The sequence below is a fragment of the Pseudoalteromonas simplex genome (assembly GCF_015278155.1).
GTDB classification, from domain to species: domain Bacteria; phylum Pseudomonadota; class Gammaproteobacteria; order Enterobacterales; family Alteromonadaceae; genus Pseudoalteromonas; species Pseudoalteromonas simplex.
The window spans coordinates 607,798-623,472 of the sequence record NZ_JADILN010000001.1 but is presented as its reverse complement, the minus strand read 5'-3'; the positions used below and the strand labels follow the sequence as shown (position 1 = coordinate 623,472).

General features: G+C 39.2%; 14 protein-coding genes. 5 read left to right on the top strand and 9 right to left on the bottom strand.

The genetic code is table 11. The features are described from left to right. Positions 1-7 precede the first annotated feature (7 nt). The 4 genes from tssL to tagH are packed head-to-tail and all read right to left on the bottom strand — an operon-like array spanning position 8 to position 4,432. Positions 8-1,285, bottom strand: coding sequence for a type VI secretion system protein TssL, long form (tssL, locus tag IRQ78_RS02740; protein ID WP_194441282.1), 1,278 nt, complete (start codon positions 1,283-1,285; stop codon positions 8-10). A gap of 15 nt (positions 1,286-1,300) precedes the next feature. Continuing rightward, entirely contained in the window at positions 1,301-2,629 is a 1,329-nt protein-coding gene (gene tssK / locus IRQ78_RS02735) for a type VI secretion system baseplate subunit TssK (protein WP_194441281.1), read from the bottom strand. A 10-nt stretch (positions 2,630-2,639) separates the two neighbouring features. Further along, complete coding sequence (tssJ, locus tag IRQ78_RS02730) at positions 2,640-3,098, bottom strand: type VI secretion system lipoprotein TssJ (protein WP_138618868.1); 459 nt, start codon at positions 3,096-3,098, stop codon at positions 2,640-2,642. Between the two features lie 26 nt (positions 3,099-3,124). Continuing rightward, the gene (gene tagH / locus IRQ78_RS02725; RefSeq protein WP_138618866.1) at positions 3,125-4,432 is read right to left on the bottom strand and encodes a type VI secretion system-associated FHA domain protein TagH; all 1,308 of its coding nucleotides are present in this window, start codon (positions 4,430-4,432) and stop codon (positions 3,125-3,127) included. Between the two features lie 259 nt (positions 4,433-4,691). On the opposite strand from tagH, the gene IRQ78_RS02720 reads away from it, so the two are divergent. Both IRQ78_RS02720 and IRQ78_RS02715 read left to right on the top strand, forming a co-directional pair. Next, entirely contained in the window at positions 4,692-6,650 is a 1,959-nt protein-coding gene (locus IRQ78_RS02720) for a serine/threonine-protein kinase (protein ID WP_194441280.1), read from the top strand. A 116-nt stretch (positions 6,651-6,766) separates the two neighbouring features. Then, a complete protein-coding gene (locus tag IRQ78_RS02715; RefSeq protein ID WP_138618862.1) occupies positions 6,767-7,111 on the top strand; it encodes a PEGA domain-containing protein in 345 nt (114 codons plus the stop codon). A gap of 50 nt (positions 7,112-7,161) precedes the next feature. Here the strand turns inward: IRQ78_RS02715 and IRQ78_RS02710 are convergent, their stop codons facing one another. After that, positions 7,162-7,521, bottom strand: a complete 360-nt coding sequence (locus tag IRQ78_RS02710) for a DUF1294 domain-containing protein (protein ID WP_194441279.1) — start codon at positions 7,519-7,521, stop codon at positions 7,162-7,164. A 52-nt stretch (positions 7,522-7,573) separates the two neighbouring features. Here IRQ78_RS02710 and IRQ78_RS02705 point away from each other — a divergent pair, with 52 nt between their 5' ends. Beyond that, positions 7,574-8,098, top strand: coding sequence for a hypothetical protein (locus tag IRQ78_RS02705; RefSeq protein ID WP_054553611.1), 525 nt, complete (start codon positions 7,574-7,576; stop codon positions 8,096-8,098). Positions 8,099-8,173: 75 nt separating this feature from the next. Here IRQ78_RS02705 and IRQ78_RS02700 read toward each other — a convergent pair whose 3' ends face one another. Then, positions 8,174-8,716 carry a carboxymuconolactone decarboxylase family protein gene (locus IRQ78_RS02700; protein ID WP_194441278.1) on the bottom strand — a complete coding sequence of 181 codons (543 nt, stop codon included), beginning with the start codon at positions 8,714-8,716 and terminating at the stop codon, positions 8,174-8,176. 102 nt (positions 8,717-8,818) lie between these two features. Between IRQ78_RS02700 and IRQ78_RS02695 the strand changes: the two genes are divergently transcribed. Continuing rightward, the gene (locus IRQ78_RS02695) at positions 8,819-9,400 is read left to right on the top strand and encodes a TetR/AcrR family transcriptional regulator (RefSeq protein WP_194441277.1); all 582 of its coding nucleotides are present in this window, start codon (positions 8,819-8,821) and stop codon (positions 9,398-9,400) included. A 33-nt stretch (positions 9,401-9,433) separates the two neighbouring features. Here IRQ78_RS02695 and IRQ78_RS02690 read toward each other — a convergent pair whose 3' ends face one another. Next, a complete protein-coding gene (locus IRQ78_RS02690; protein ID WP_194441276.1) occupies positions 9,434-10,897 on the bottom strand; it encodes a DUF3360 family protein in 1,464 nt (487 codons plus the stop codon). Between the two features lie 583 nt (positions 10,898-11,480). Beyond that, a complete protein-coding gene (locus IRQ78_RS02685) occupies positions 11,481-12,596 on the bottom strand; it encodes an IS630 family transposase (RefSeq protein ID WP_194441275.1) in 1,116 nt (371 codons plus the stop codon). 59 nt (positions 12,597-12,655) lie between these two features. Here IRQ78_RS02685 and IRQ78_RS02680 point away from each other — a divergent pair, with 59 nt between their 5' ends. Next, a complete protein-coding gene (locus IRQ78_RS02680) occupies positions 12,656-12,907 on the top strand; it encodes a LexA family protein (RefSeq protein ID WP_138602336.1) in 252 nt (83 codons plus the stop codon). Positions 12,908-13,550: 643 nt separating this feature from the next. Here the strand turns inward: IRQ78_RS02680 and IRQ78_RS02675 are convergent. Then, positions 13,551-15,674, bottom strand: coding sequence for a methyl-accepting chemotaxis protein (locus tag IRQ78_RS02675; RefSeq protein WP_054553606.1), 2,124 nt, complete (start codon positions 15,672-15,674; stop codon positions 13,551-13,553). Between the last annotated feature and the right edge of the window lies 1 nt (position 15,675).

The window sequence follows — 15,675 nt, the reverse complement described above, 5'->3', positions numbered from 1 at the left end:
AACTCCATTAAAAAAGTAAGTCGATTTCAATTCGGCGGTTTAATGCCTTATCTGAATTCGTATTGCTCACTAAAGGCTCTGCTGAACCTTTTCCTTCTGGCCATAACCTTCCCATTAAGCCTGTATTCTTAGCCATTGAGTTTGCTACTTGTGTAGCCCTAGCTAATGATAAATGCCAATTCGAAGGATACTGACTGGTACTTATTGGGCTATCGTCGGTGTGACCTGTGATTAAGATTTTGCCTTTTGTTCCTTCAAGGCTTAGCGCTAACTTCTCTAAAATTGGTTGGAAAGACGGCAAAAGTATCGCTTCGCCTGAGTTAAACAAACTCTCATTATTTATTGTTATTCTGATTCTATCTGTTTGTTGCTCAACACTGACTATACCGCGTTGTATTTCAGTGTGTAATAACTGGGTTAACAAGTCCAATTGCTTACTTTTATTGCCTTCAACTTGTGAAGATGACAAAGGATGAACTAACTTCAAATTTTCAGCTGTTGCGTCAACTTGCTCATTAAGGCGCATGTTGAAAAACAAATAAACCACAAGCGCAATTAAAGCAAGCACCGAAATTACAACCCAAAGTGGAATTTGATTTCTTAGCTCCATACCTGCTGCAACACGGCTTATCCAGCTAGGTGCTAAAAATTGGCTATGTGGTCCATCTATTTGATTAAGAATGTGGTAAATTCTATTACGGTAATCTTCTAGCTTACTTTCCCCGCTGGCTTCAACTCGAAACTTACCTTTAAAACCTAAATTTAAGCAATGGTACTGTAGCTCTAAGAAGTTTCTGTTCATTTCTGGGTGTACTAAAGCATCATCAAGCAAAGTAAAAAAGTACTCACCACCAAATGTTTCTTTATGAAAAGTAGATAGCAAGCTCTCTTCAGCCCATTCCAGCGAACTCCATTTTGCATTTAATACAGCTTCATCGATAACAGCACATAGGCAATAACGTGCATTATTAATGACCGTAAGTTCAATAGACTTTGCACGTAGATTGGTTTCAAATCGCTTAATTGATTCAATAGCCCGATGCTTTAAAGCTGCTAAACTGTCAATTTGTGATGACTGATTAATAAAAATAATCAATGAAAAGCTGTCATTAGCTGCATCGAGTAATTCATTTTTAAAAATTGATACAGAACTAACATTCGCCTTTTCAGGTGAAGAGTGACTAAAAGAGACAACGGTTTTGTCACTCGAACCTTGTGATGCATCAGCATTTGATTTATCTCGGCTTAAACGGCCGGGACGTGGTTTGATTATTGTTTCATCCATTGAAACGCTTCCTTTTTAGCTTCTAATTGCCCAAAGAATTAAGTTTAAATCAGGGTAGTTGCCCGACAAATGAATAGCGATACCACCGCTTGATTTGAGTTTGCTCCAATGTTCACTGTTTTTATTGAGCTCAAAATAATGATACCCAGCATGGTAAGGCACTTGACGTGGAGCCGTAGGTAAGCCATTAATTGAGATCCCTGGCAATTGGTTATTTACTAAATCTCGGATCGACTCAACGCTACCAATCTTAATTTGCGAAGGTAATAGCTTTCTTAACTCTTCATGCGGAATACTCGCTTTAACTGCGAGTACAAATTGAGCAGAGTCAAGTATCGACTTATCTCTTAATGCACCAAATGAGATACCAAATTTGCTTTGTTCTAATTTAACTTCAGTGGCTGTTTGTTCAATCACCTGACTTAATGATTGATAGAGGAAGTTCACAACTTCTGCAAAAACAAACTGTAAATTTGTATGGTCATATTTAGGAAGTTGCGGTACCCGCTTGTTAACAGCACTAAAAGTTGCAAGTTCTCCTGCAAGCTCAATTAGTCGCGTGTAAAGCTCTCGCGGATGAACACGTGAATGCGTTAATAAGCTTTGAAAAACTGCATCATATTTATTAAGAGTTTGTAGCATCAGAAAATCGGCCACTGATGTACTACCTGCATACCCTTGGCACAGCCTCACTGCAATACTTTCAGCACGTTGCTTAATTAAGCCTGATACTTCTCTGACAAGCGCTGTTAAAGGCTTATTACTGCTAACATAGAGGCTTGGCGGAACATACTTAGAGTCAAGTTTAATTGCCCCTTCACTAGTCACTTCTGTAATTCTTGCAAGCGGCAGCAAGACATAACCTGATGTATCATCAGACATTAACATCAGTCTACTATGAAGCTTAGCAACTTGAATCATTTCTTGAGCTTGAGAGCCTAAACTGTCATCACTTACTGATAAATCTGCAACTCGGTAACGTGTCACCAATTCGTCGTCTTTAGAAGATAGATTAATGCCACTTCCTTTCAGAGCCGGTATTGCAAGGCATACTATTTCATCATAGGCACTTTTAGCTACAATCAAAGGCTCAGGAAGGTATTCATCGCCGGGCATCTGAATTGGGCATAAGTCTGCTGAAATAGCAGACAACTTATCAATGGCAAATTGGCCTGTTACAAGTAGCTCACTATTAATCTCAAGCTCTATTACTCCCCATGAATCAGGAACAGTGCCCTCTATAACTCTTCTAATTACACTAGAAACATGCTTATCTGCCTGTTGAAAGTGCTGAGGTCTTAAGAACATTCCTTCTGTCCATGCGACCCGCGTGTAATCACTCATGTTTATTCCTTTAATCTTTCATATATACAGCTAACGACTCAACATTTACGTCAATGTCATCATAGCCTGTTGGATCAACCTCTATTACCGCGCGCCAACGGGCTTTTTCAATATCTCTATAAGCGACTACAACACCAACAAAGCGAGTGTTTCTATTTAAATTCATTTTATATTCAATTGTTGAACCAGGCTGTAGCTCTAGCTCATCTTTTTTTAGAAGATCAGGCCCAAGTACTGCTTCAGGATTTTCATACAAACTAAAAAAATCTTGCGTATCGAAAATGGTGCGAGAGCTCAGTTCAAACACTTTGTAAACAACAGGTGAAGGACGATCAGAGATATCTGGATTCACATCTGAGGCCACTGAAATATTTAAATCAGTAGATGGGGGCACAAACTTATTTACTGTTGTACAGGCTGTTAAAAATACCCATAAAGCACCTACAAAGGTAAGCTTGAACTTCAACATTGCATTATTCCTTCATTGTAATACAGCTAATTTCCACCATTGTACGCCTTCAGAAAATCATCAGAAAATGCTAAAACGCCTTTAGCTTTAACATCATCTGTAATATCAGCATACAATTCGTTATATATACGCCAGCTAGAAGCACCACCATAAGCAGGCAATGAACTAAGCAACCCACCATTATTGCTTTGTGCTTTTATGCCATCGGGTGATAATTGTTCTAAAAGACCATTAAGTGCCCCTGTTGCACCTGCTAATAACCCTTGCTCGTGAAGTTTTGTATCAACAAAGCTTTCTTTAATTGCTTCATTTGCTGGCAAAAAACTTGCACTATTGCGAACAAAAAGATTCTGCATTACATCATCAATGGTTGCTGAAAACTTAAGTGGATTATTCTGTTCAACTTTAAACGTTGTGTGATTCAATTTAAGTTGATTCTTAATATTTGTTCGCTGGCGAATCAAATCCATCGAGCCTTCAAGGAAAAGCTTAAAGCATTCCCCCATACGCTGCCATGTGTCTTCATTTTGCAGCTCCGCTGATAGCTTTTCATTGACACTTAAGCCATTTAAAAATGAAGAGATTAACTTCGATGAGTTAGGAATTTGATTATCTTTTACAGGTGCGCTAACAGAGGCGTTATTTGCAGCAATTGCACTATTGCCATTATTAAACGGCTTACTATCGTTAACTGCTGGAGTGCTAATTACAGGCTCTTCTGCCGGTAATACAGGCACGCTATTTTCTTTTTCTTCTGCCGTAGCTGAAAGTTGTGCGAGTTCATCCCAATCCTCTGGAATGGGTTGACTCAGGCTTTGTTGTGAAAATATGTCGATATTATCACTCGGTGCTTCCGTAAAAGTAGGCGCTACTATTGCCTCTTCCAGCACATTTGAACTGTCATGAGCTACTTGTCGCTCAGCAGAGCCACTAAAATCTTCAGTTGAGCTCTTTAATTCAGGCTGTAATGGGTTAAATGAGTTGATTTGCGACTCAAAACCTTGTGGTTGATTAGCTTGCTGGATTGTAGATTCAATTTGATAGTCACCAATAGTGAAAACATCACCATCACTAAGGCGGTGCTTATTTTCTTTACCTAAAGGAGATACAGAAAAGTTTACAAATAGTCCATTGGTTGAGTAGTCATATACATAAAAGCCATCAGTTTCTTTTACGATTTTGCCATGACGGCCAGATATTACTTTTTCAGGATCAGGTAAATACCAATCACACTGTTCTGAACGACCAAAAGTTAATTCATTTTTTACTACTTTTTTCGCATCTATCTCAGGAGACAGCCTGTGATAACTGGTAACATTTAGAATCACTTCCATTTGATTGTTAGTCCCATAAATACAAACATTCTAATAGGATAAAATACTTCACGGAATAAAGTCAACGCGCAAAAATACCCAAATTTGAAATTTAAAATAATTTCAAAAAACAAAATAAAAGAACATAAAGTAGTACCCACTTAAAAACCAAACCTTAAGTACTATTTCATTAATATAAACTGAATGATTGCTTATTGGTGTATTTTTTGTAAAATATGCACCAGTCAAAAGGAGATTGATTTTATAAAAAGGAATTATAATGACTTCTGAAAACGATAAAACACGTATTGCCTCAATAAAAAATAAAAATGCAATACAAAAAGAAAGCAAGCTTCATCTAATTGGTAAAACACTCGCAAAACGCTATTTAATTGAAGAATTAATTGGCGAAGGTGGGATGGGTTATATTTACCGAGCACGAGACACCTATCTAAATACTCATTCTAATCAAGATGATATTGTAGCAATAAAAGTATTACATCCAGAGCTAGCTGACTCTGAAGATGCGTTATTGTTGTTGAAAGATGAGACTATTAAAACTCGCGCTCTCTCTCATCCTAACATTGTGAGAGTTTTTTCTGCTGCATCAAGTGACATGTACCATTTTGTAGTAATGGAATGGATTGAAGGTGAAACTCTTGAGCAATTAATTAAAAGAAATAAACCCAGTGGTTTATCTCAAAAAAGAGCTAAGCCTATCATAAATCAGCTAATCGATGCCCTTACTTATGCCCATTCTAAGGGAATAGTTCATAGTGATTTAAAGCCTTCAAACATAATTCTTGACTCACAAGGAAACTTAAAAATCTTGGATTTTGGAATTGCAAAGACAAATCTACATGAAGATAAATATGCAGCTCCAGCTAAAGATGAACAACCTAATAGCAATGGATATACTCCTACTTATGCGAGTCCTGAGCAATTAAATGGAGGCAAACCTTCCGCCAAAGACGATGTATTTGCATTTGGCTGCCTCGTATTTGAGTTATTAACAAGCAAGCATCCGTACAATAGAGTCGCTGCAAATCAAGTAGCAAAAGATACAAGTGTCAAGAAACCAAGCAATTGCTCTATCAGTGTTTGGCTCAAACTCAAAAAATGCATTTCACTTGATGCTGCAAATCGTCCTAAATCATTGTCCGAAATTAGGTCCGAACTAAACAATAATAGAACCACTCTATTTATCCATGCAGCTTGCTACGCTTTACTTCTTGGCGGTGCTGGTTACCTTTACTTCTCTCAAAGTGATACACAGCAATTGATTGAAGCAAACTATCAGAACTCGCTCGCAAAAGTTGAACAACTTGAAACATGGATGGGTTGGTCTAGTGATGGCTTACCACAACGCCTAAATGAAATACCTCCACAATATAAAGTTTTAAAAGAAGGGCTTTTAGCTGTCCATCAAAATAAAATCGTAGAAAAATTTTCTCAGCAGGTTGAAGATTTACCACGAACTTCCATAAATACAAGAGCGTATGATGAAGCTATTCATATCTATGACGAAGCGAAAAAGGTCTACCCTGATTCTGAAACACTAAGTAATAAACTCGAAAGTTTACTTACTGAAAGGCAGTCGATCCTTTCTGATCTTAGCTATCGTCTGGATGTACTTTTATCGCAATCGAGGTATACCGAGAGCGGTGACAATAATATAGATAGCCTTGTATCTCAAATAAACATTATTGATTCTAGTTTTGTATACACACCCAACCAAGAACACATAGATAATTTCAAACTAGCTGTTTTAAGCTCGATTGAAAACGAGGATTTCGTTACACAGAAAAGGCTACTTGATGTAGGTGAATTAGTTTTTTCAAATACTTCAGAACTTGAGCCACTCGTTACTGCGTTGAGGAAAAAAGAGTCAGCCATGATCGCTTTAGCTGAATATAAGAAAAAAATCAGTGAGGGGATCACAGTCAGTTACCCTGACGATGACGCAAAGATTTTTTATCAAGAAAAGTTAGCAAAGTTTAGCTCTCAACTAGCTAATGTTTCAGACTATAAGCAGCTTATCGAATTTGATGAGTCATTTAGCAAAGAAGCAGAAATTTTCCCTGAATCATTTGAGCCTATTTTAATGATCAAAGATCAGATAGCGACAACGTATATTTCTATGGCAAGCAGCTTAATGAAAGTAAAAATGTACCGAACGGCAGAGAAGCTAGTTGAACGCAGTGAAGAAATACGGAAGAGTCTAGAAAATACCCTCTAACTCAGTAACTTAAATAATCAAGCGTCAGAGAAGAGCAATTTTGCAAAGTTTTACTTTTGAAAACACCACTCTTCTTCTTTCACGTTTACTAAATAGTGTAATTAAATGGAGTAATTATGAAAAAATTAAGTCTGGCTTGTGCGTTAGTAATACTAGCGGGCTGCTCATCAACTACAGAAGTTTCACCGGAGCCAGAGCCAATTGTAGAGCCTGTAGCTGAAGTGGTAGAAGAAGTACCTGTAATTTCATTAACGGTAGTCACAACACCTGATGATGCGCGCGTTCGTATTATGAATATTAAACCTGTTTATGAAGATGGTATTGAACTTGATGAAGGTAAGTACGACATTGAAGTAACCAAGCCAGGTTACTTAACTTACCGCAAATGGGTTGTTGTTGATAAGAAAACAATTCTAACAATTGAACTTGATAGCATTGAATCAATTCAAGCTGCTCAATAAGTGGTTTTAACAAAAAAGGAAAGCGACTGCTTTCCTTTTTTGATCTTCTTTTAAATTAACTTAAAATAATACAGCGACCATACCGCACTACAATTAACAATAACTGTTAACCAAAGTACGGCAATAAAACTACGTTTTTTAGATTTGTGTCTTAACCATTGCTGTGCAATGAATGAACCTGGCCAACCGCCGATTAACCCTAAAATATGCAGTGTACGCTCAGGTACTCTTATCACATGCTCGCCATGTTGCATTGCTAAACGTTTATCCCAGCCATACACCAAAAAGCTTACTAAGCTCGCTACACTGTAAGTGCCTGCAATAAAGTAGGTAATATTAAGTTGCCATGATGTCAGCCATAGCAGCGCTAAAAACAACAATGAAAATGTAATTAATGTTTTCTTAATCAACGAAGTATCACCTATACTGTGCAAAACAAATTAATTTTATCGGGGCGCTATTATGGCATACCTAAAATCACTTTTACTATCAATCTGCCTGTGTTCGCTTTCTGTTATGGCAGCAGAGCAACAACTTGATGACAAGCTAAAAGTGTTTGAACCTTACTTAGGCACGTGGCAGTCAGACTTTAATGTCGCAGCAGGTAAACCTGCGGTGCAAGATGTGAGTACCTGGCAACGCGCGCTCAATGGCACGGCTATTAAAACCATTCACTCTATCAATGAAGGTGAATATGGTGGTGAGTCGATGATTTTTTGGGACAATAAAAAGCAGTCTTTGGTGTTTTATTACTTCACTACAGCTGGGTTTTACACCCAAGGCACTATGAATGTACTTAGCCCTACTCAGTTTGTTGCTTATGAAAATGTAACGGGTAATAAAGATGGGATCACTAAAGTCAAATCGACAAGCGAGTTTAAAGATAACAGCTTTGTAGTGTCGACCTCTTACCTTAAAAAAGGTCAATGGACAAAACCCGATACCCGAACTTACACCCGCAGCGAAAAAACGGTTAAGTTTAAGTAAGCTATGCCCAAACCACCTCAAGATGCAGAAACTCGCACCTTGAGGTGGTTTGGGTATATAGCCGTGCTTTATTTATTACTTAATAAATTTTTTAAACGGCTGATCAACAGGCGTATCAGCTAAATGGTTCGTATAATTACTCATCACTTTTTGTGCTAAACCTAGAACAATTTCTAATAATTGCTGATTTCCATAACCCGCACTGTAAAACTCTTCTAACTCACTTTCGTCAATTACACCTCGGTTTCGCGTCATTGCTAAGGTTGTATTTCTTAAAGTTTCTAACTTGGGATCAGCAAGTGGAGTTTTATTAACTAACGCATCAACAATCTCTTGATCAACCTTCATACTCGCAGCGATTGCACTATGTGCAGGTACACAATAATGACAATTATGTTCAACATTAATTGTTTGCCAAACAACTGTCAGCTCTTGAGCATTAAACGATGTTTTTTGAAATAACTCATGAAGCACTTGGTAACCTTCAAGTAGTGTAGGTGCCTCTGCCATCACGGCATGTAAATTTGGCAACATACCAAAGGCTGATACTGAGTTATCGATAAGTGCTTTTGAGGCCTCTGGCGCGGTTTCTTTTGTGTAGAGTTCAAAGTTTTTCATGTTATCTCCTATCGTGTCTGACTAAGATTTATGATTAGCCTAGTTGTTTTTGAGCAGTTGTTCAAGTTAAAATTGAACAACTGCTCAATTTTGGTATTCGTCATGGTCAATAAAGTTAAATTCAATCGCGATGAAGTAATCACGAAGGCGCAAATGCTATTTTGGAAAAATGGTTTTTCTACGACATCTACCCGTGATCTTCAAACGGTCATTGATATGCGCCCGGGCAGTATTTATTCAGCGTTTGGTTCAAAAGAAGGTTTATATTCAGAGTCTTTAAAAGTCTATGCTACGCAACTTCAGCTGTTGCTAGCGAGCCATATTGAGAATAGCGAAACGGTACTTGATGGCTTACATGCATTTGTTGTTACGGTACTTGAAAGTGCTGAAGATGGATGTGAAGTATGTATGTTAATCAAAGCAAGTACTGAGTTCGATCACACTCAGCCTAAACTTAAAACATTAACCGATGACCTTTTGCAGCAGTTTGAATACGACTTATCGACTCTATTTGATATTGCACAACAGCGTGGTGAACTACCCAACACTCATAGTGCGCTAGAATATGCTCGTTTATTTCAGATTCAATTTACTGGTTTAAGAAGTTATTTACACAGGCCAATGTCGAAACCGATGACTGAGCAGCTTATTGGTATGATGTTCACACTTATAAAAAAATATTAAAGGGTAAGGCGCTTATCACCTTACCCTCATTTATTAATGTCTAAAGTCTGACATTAATGCCGGGATACCTGGCAGCATACCTACCATTGCCATCACGCTTGTTAAGATAACAAACATCACTAATGGAATAATCCAGCGGCTCATAGGAGACAGCTCAGAGCTTCGCTCTTTACAACCAATTAAGCCCAGATTGTCGAGCAACATAGTTAATGACCAGCCAAATGCAGGGTTCACTAAGGTCGAGGAAAACACCACAATAGCAGCTGATTGCGTAGTTTTACCTTCACGGGTCATTTCCATGCCAGCTTCAAGAAGTGGGATAAACACACCGACAATCAAAGCGACGCATAACACAGGTTGCCAAATAGCTAAATCCATTGGGTAGCCCCAAATACTGGCAATGATACAAAATAATGCTGTTAACACCGCTCCCGCAGGAATTGGGCGTTTAGCGATAGCTGCTGGCACGATGTAGGTTCCCCATGACGAGGTAAAGTTAGAGCCGCCTAACAATGAACCAAATGTCTGGCGGATTGAAGCACTAAACATGGTATCGTCAATGTTCATTTGTACTTTTTCAGTGCGTTCTGGGTAACTAATTTTTTGGAATACTTGATGTCCTAAAAAGTCAGGTGACCACATGGCAACCGCAAGCACCGCGAATGGCAAGACCACTACAAAGCTCTCTAGGGTTGGTAATCCCAGCATCCAACCGGTATTTTCACCCCACCAATACATTGGGTTCATATTTGGTAAACCCGGTGCTGTTTTAAACTCAAACGGCGCCCCTAGTAAAAATGCAATTAAACCGCCAAGCAAGCAACTTAATGGCACGGCTAACCAACGTTTTTTGTAGTGCTCAAGTAAGGCGTACAACACGATAGTCGATAAAATTACAATGAAAGCAATATGGGTCATATCAATGCCTTCAGCCCATGCAAACAGCTTTTTAACCTGTGAAATCGTACCAATAAAGCCAAGGTAAAGCAGTAAACCGCCACACACGCCTCGGCTGGTTAACCCCGCCAGTAAACTCCCGCCTTTACTAAGCGCCAGTAATAGGCCAAACGCCCCTATCAGTAAACCGAAGGCCATTGGGTGACCACCCGCTGCCACCACTATCGGGATCAAAGGAATAAGCGGCCCATGCGTACCCGCTAAGTTTGCTGTTGGTAAAAAGAAGCCCGAAAATAATAAAATGAAGATCGATACAATTAACAGCTCATAACGCACGTTTTCTAAAATAAAGCCTTCACCTAAGCCCAATGGCGCTGCAAATGTTGCAGCAATTGCACCCACCATGACCACCTTGCCTATGGTCCCTGCCATGGCAGGGATAGAGTCTTCTAATTCAAACCGATAGTCACGAAATGGTAAATTTGGACGCCAACGCTTAGGCTGCATAATTTGTAATTCGTGTTCAAGGTATTCGTCACGACTCGAAAATTCACTGCTGGGTTTATGAAGATCTTGATAGCTTTGTTGCTTCTTATTCATAAGTTCTCCTACTACCTATCTTGAAAAATTGTGTGAGTTTTTATTATGCAGTTAGGGTAAAGCAGCCTGACGTAAAACACGATTAGGCAAAAGGTAGGGTATGAATTTATAAAATAGGTGTTTTTAATAAACTGAGAGCATCCGAAAATAAATTTAATACATTGATATAAATAGCTTTATTTATAAAAAATGCTTTGAAAGAGTAAGCTAAAGGTTATTTTTCAAACACATTAACTATTAGTCTAATAAATTGTATGAATAGCAGACAATCAAGTTGTTAAGTCACAGAAGACAAGCGTCACGCTTGCTTGGCGCACGAAACACGCTTCACGCCTACGGCCAAGGTTTACTTTTGTGTGGTGATTAATCATTCATGACTAAAGTCATTCCTACGATAAATGAGGTGCGAGGTGCGAGGTGCGAGGTGCGAGGTGCGAGCATGAGCTTAAGTTTCTTTGCACTATACGACTAGTAATTAATTAACGGCTCTGATAAAAATACACTGAATATGGAAGAAAACGAGCTATAAGCCCGTTAAGTTTAATGGAATTACTATCCTAGTACTTCATCACACAAGTTCTGACTAGTTGAGGGCACCATAAGCCCTCTGAAGTTTTTCACGAGCTAATTCAACATTAAACATCCAGTTTATACTTGTTCTTTCTTTATTCCGGCTCCATTCCCAGGCCGCGAGTTCTGTCTTTAGTTCTTCCATACTTGCTATACGTCTATCTAAACATTGCTTATTCATATTGCCAATCTCTATCTCGACCATATTCAACCAACTTGCGTGTTTTGGTGTGTAATGTAATTCTAGTTTATTTAAAATCCGCCGTGCTTCCTGTGGAGAAAATGCTTTATACAACGCTCCTTCTGTATGAGTTGATAAGTTATCTAACACAACTTTTATTTTGTTCGCATGTGGATAATGAAGATCAACTAAATCCCTCATACAATTAGCAAAGTCAATTTTCGTCTTTCTTTCTGTTGCTTTAACATGCCGCCACCCTCGATGGCGATCGAAGAATACAAATAAGTTGGCCACACCTACACGTTTATATTCATAATCTAACCGCTTAGTCTGCCCCGGCTTCATTGGTTGTGCCGGTCGAGTATCATCTACAAGTTGTTTCATCGCCTCATCAAAGTTAATTATAGGGTTTAACTCGTCTGCTGGCTCAGCATACAACTCGAGCACATGTTCCATCCGCGCGATATATTCAGCATCCATTGTCGCCACACACCACATCTTTTTTTGCCATGGTTTTAGTGCATTCTCTTTAAGGCGCCTCCGTATTGTTTCATACGAGATACTATCTAAATCGGTTAACGTAACTAATCGCTCTCCAAGTAAAGATAATGTCCATCTAGCGTGACCTGTTGGTGGCTTAGTGCAAGCTGTGGCGATTAACGTTGCTTCATCTTTCGCAGAGGTTTTTCTCATAGCACCACTTCGTGCACCTTCATTCATAGCTGCCGCTAGATTCTCTTCAACGAACTGGCGTTTGACTCGAAATACGGTTGAAGAACTCACTTGAACAGCTTCACATATTTGCTCTGTTGTATATCTACAACAGTCAGCTTTTAACAAAATAGCAGCCCGCTTGTACTTTCGAACATTGACCATGCCTTTTTTGCAATAGTCTACTAATTCTTGTTTTTCTTCTTCTGATAATTCAACAATATACTTTCGGTTCATAACAATATTAAGTAAGTTTATATGAGTTAAAGGATCGTTGATTAGGGTAAAAGTTCATTATGAATAAAGAAGAGTCGCCACGGTTTACAGCAAAGCAAGGTCAGTATTTAGCATTTATTTATTACTACACAAAAGTGAATGGGATTGCGCCTGCTGAAAGTGATTTTGAGCGCTACTTTGGAACCGCATCTTCAAGTGTTCATTCAATGATTTCAGTTCTTAAGAAGAAGAAATTTATAACATCAGTTACTGGAAAAAGCAGGAGTATTGAATTATTGATTGGAAAAGATCAGTTACCTGAATTTAAGTAAGGGCAACTGATCAAAATATATGTGAAAGGGTACTAGTGAGGTTCAAATGGAAATTGAAGTAACCAGACCAAAACAACATCATGATAAAATTAGAGATTACACTTTATGGGCCGATTCTAAAAAGATCGGAAAAATCAAACCCAACTCTTTAACCAACTACACAATACCTGACGACGCTAGATTCATCTGGTTCTCCATTGATTGGTGCTCTAGCCCTAAACTTTCTGTCAAAGATATTCAATCAAATAAAGTAACTGTTTCGAACACTATGAGCAGTAACTTACTATCGGGTCTATTTTTACCCATTTATTACGTTACTTTTGGTAAAAATAAATATCTAACAATTACGAGCGATGTATAACCACCCTTAATCGATTTCAGATTCGATTACTTCATCGCATAACGATATTTTTACCCTTCGTCGTGGCATAAAGCCGCTGCGACCTGTAGGCGTCACGCTTGCTTGGCGCACGAAACACGTTTCACGCCTACGGCCAAGGTTTACTTTTGTGTGGTGATTAATCATTCATGACTAAAGTCATTCCTACGATAAATAGATACAAGATGCGAGCTTGTAGCAGCGATTTCACATCGCGTTTTTCTCGCATCTCTTATCTCGCAACTAGAACTTATAGCTCCCTCTCTATTTCGTTTTTAACTTATTCAACTCATCATCTTGTTGTGCAACAAGTGCATTAAGAGTTTGGCTACCATCACCGGCTTGGGTAGATAGCTCAGCGAGTTGTGATGCGGCATCTGAAATTAACGTCAGGTTGCGGTTTATTTCTTCTGTGACCGAGCTTTGCTCTTCTGCAGCCGTTGCAATGTGGGTAATTTGTTGCGTGATTTCGTCTACTTTAACTACAACTTCGTGTAATGCATCAAATGCAACTGAGGTTTCATCTACCGCGGTCTGTGCACGCACAACACCTTGTTCAATAACCTTAGACGCATTACCTACTTCTAGCTGTAAGCTGTCAATTAAACCACTGATGTCATCGGTTGATGAACGCGTTTTTGAAGCAAGAGCCCTTACTTCATCAGCCACCACCGCAAAGCCACGACCTTGTTCACCAGCCCTTGCTGCTTCAATTGCAGCATTCAGTGCAAGTAAGTTTGTTTGCTCTGCAATCGTTCGGATCACATCTAAAATTTGTGTAATATCGTTGCTGCGTGCCGCAACTTTTTCGACCGCTTGATTAGCCTCTTTAATTTCGTCCGACATGGTTTTAACTTGGGTAACCGCAGACGACAAGCTCGATTCACTGCTAACAACTAACCCATTTATTTCATCGGCTTGTTGCGCTGACTGCTCTGAGGCTCTTGCAACTTCAAGGGCTGTTGCGCTCATTTCGTTCATAGCGGTCACTACGCTCTCAATTTCTTGGAATTGAGCTTGAACGTTGTGCTTAGTATCAACGGCAACACTAGTCGCTAGGTGAGCCTGCTCTTTGGTTTGCGTTGATACATTCTTAAGCTCACCAATTAAATCGCGCAATTTAGCAAGAAACGCATTAAAGCCAGTTGCTAATGCAATTAGCTCAGCGTGAGTATCAACATGTAAGGTCTGAGTTAAGTCACCTTCAGCACTAGCAAGGTTATCAACGCGCTTTTGAATCTGCTGTAATGGTGCCACAATTGTACGGATCACTAAGGTCATGATCACAAAGGCTGCACCAGCAATAATAATACCCGTCACCAAAATCAAACCGCCTAGTGTATTGGCATTTTCACTCATGCTATTTGCTAGCGCTTGAGGCCCTTCAAGGGCAAGCTCGGCGGGTACTTCAATCAGTAAGTTCCACTGTGTTTTAGCAAGCTTTATGGTAATTGGGTAGTTAACTAAATACTCATCACCGACTTTAAATACACCACTTTGCTTTTTCGCTTTTACGTAATTGTCTAAAGTGCTTTTAGCCACCGCCTCTTTTAACGGTCTGCCAAGCTTATCTTTGTAATGGCTGCTACCAACCACTAAATCGAGTGAGCTTAATAAAGTGACGCGAGCTTTGCCGTTATACAATTCTTTTGAGAGTTGCTCGGTCATGCTTTGAAATACAGGCAATGTTAAATCAACCCCGGCAACACCAATAAATTCGTTATCACGAAGAATGGGCACAGTTAAAGAGGTCATCATTTCAGAATAACCAGGGGTGATTTCGTATAAGTAGGGTTCCATAATACATGGCACTTTGGTGTCTTTTACACACAAGTACCACTCAGCTTCACGCTGACCAAATTCATTGAGCGTATCCACATATTTTTCAGCCGCATCGTCAACTGCCTGCTGTTCTATGCTGCCATCTCTATTACGAGTAAAGTAGATTTCTAAAGTACCTACACCAGCAACTGAGTGATCATATCCACTAATAAAATTAGCATCTCGGCCATCAAACGCATTTGCTTCAAATTGCGAATAAATAGATGAAAGAATAGTATTTTTTTGTAGCAAAGAGCGATTTAACTCAACCACCGCATCTCGAGTTAAGGTGCCTGCTGCATCGTGATCCCCTAAGATTGCTGCAAATGAGTAAGGTACTCGATAGGCTTCGTTTATGAAACCTGCAACTTGTTCACCATACGCTACGGCATTTGAGGCTAGCTTTTCTTCAACTTCGGCGACAATCAGCTTTTCTGATTGCGCAGCTAAATCTTGGTTACTGCTCGATAATTGCCACCATAAAACACTTGATAAAACAAAAACGGTTATGAAAATGCTTCCAACTGTAAGCCATAACAACTTTTTCGCTAACGCTAACTGCCGCATT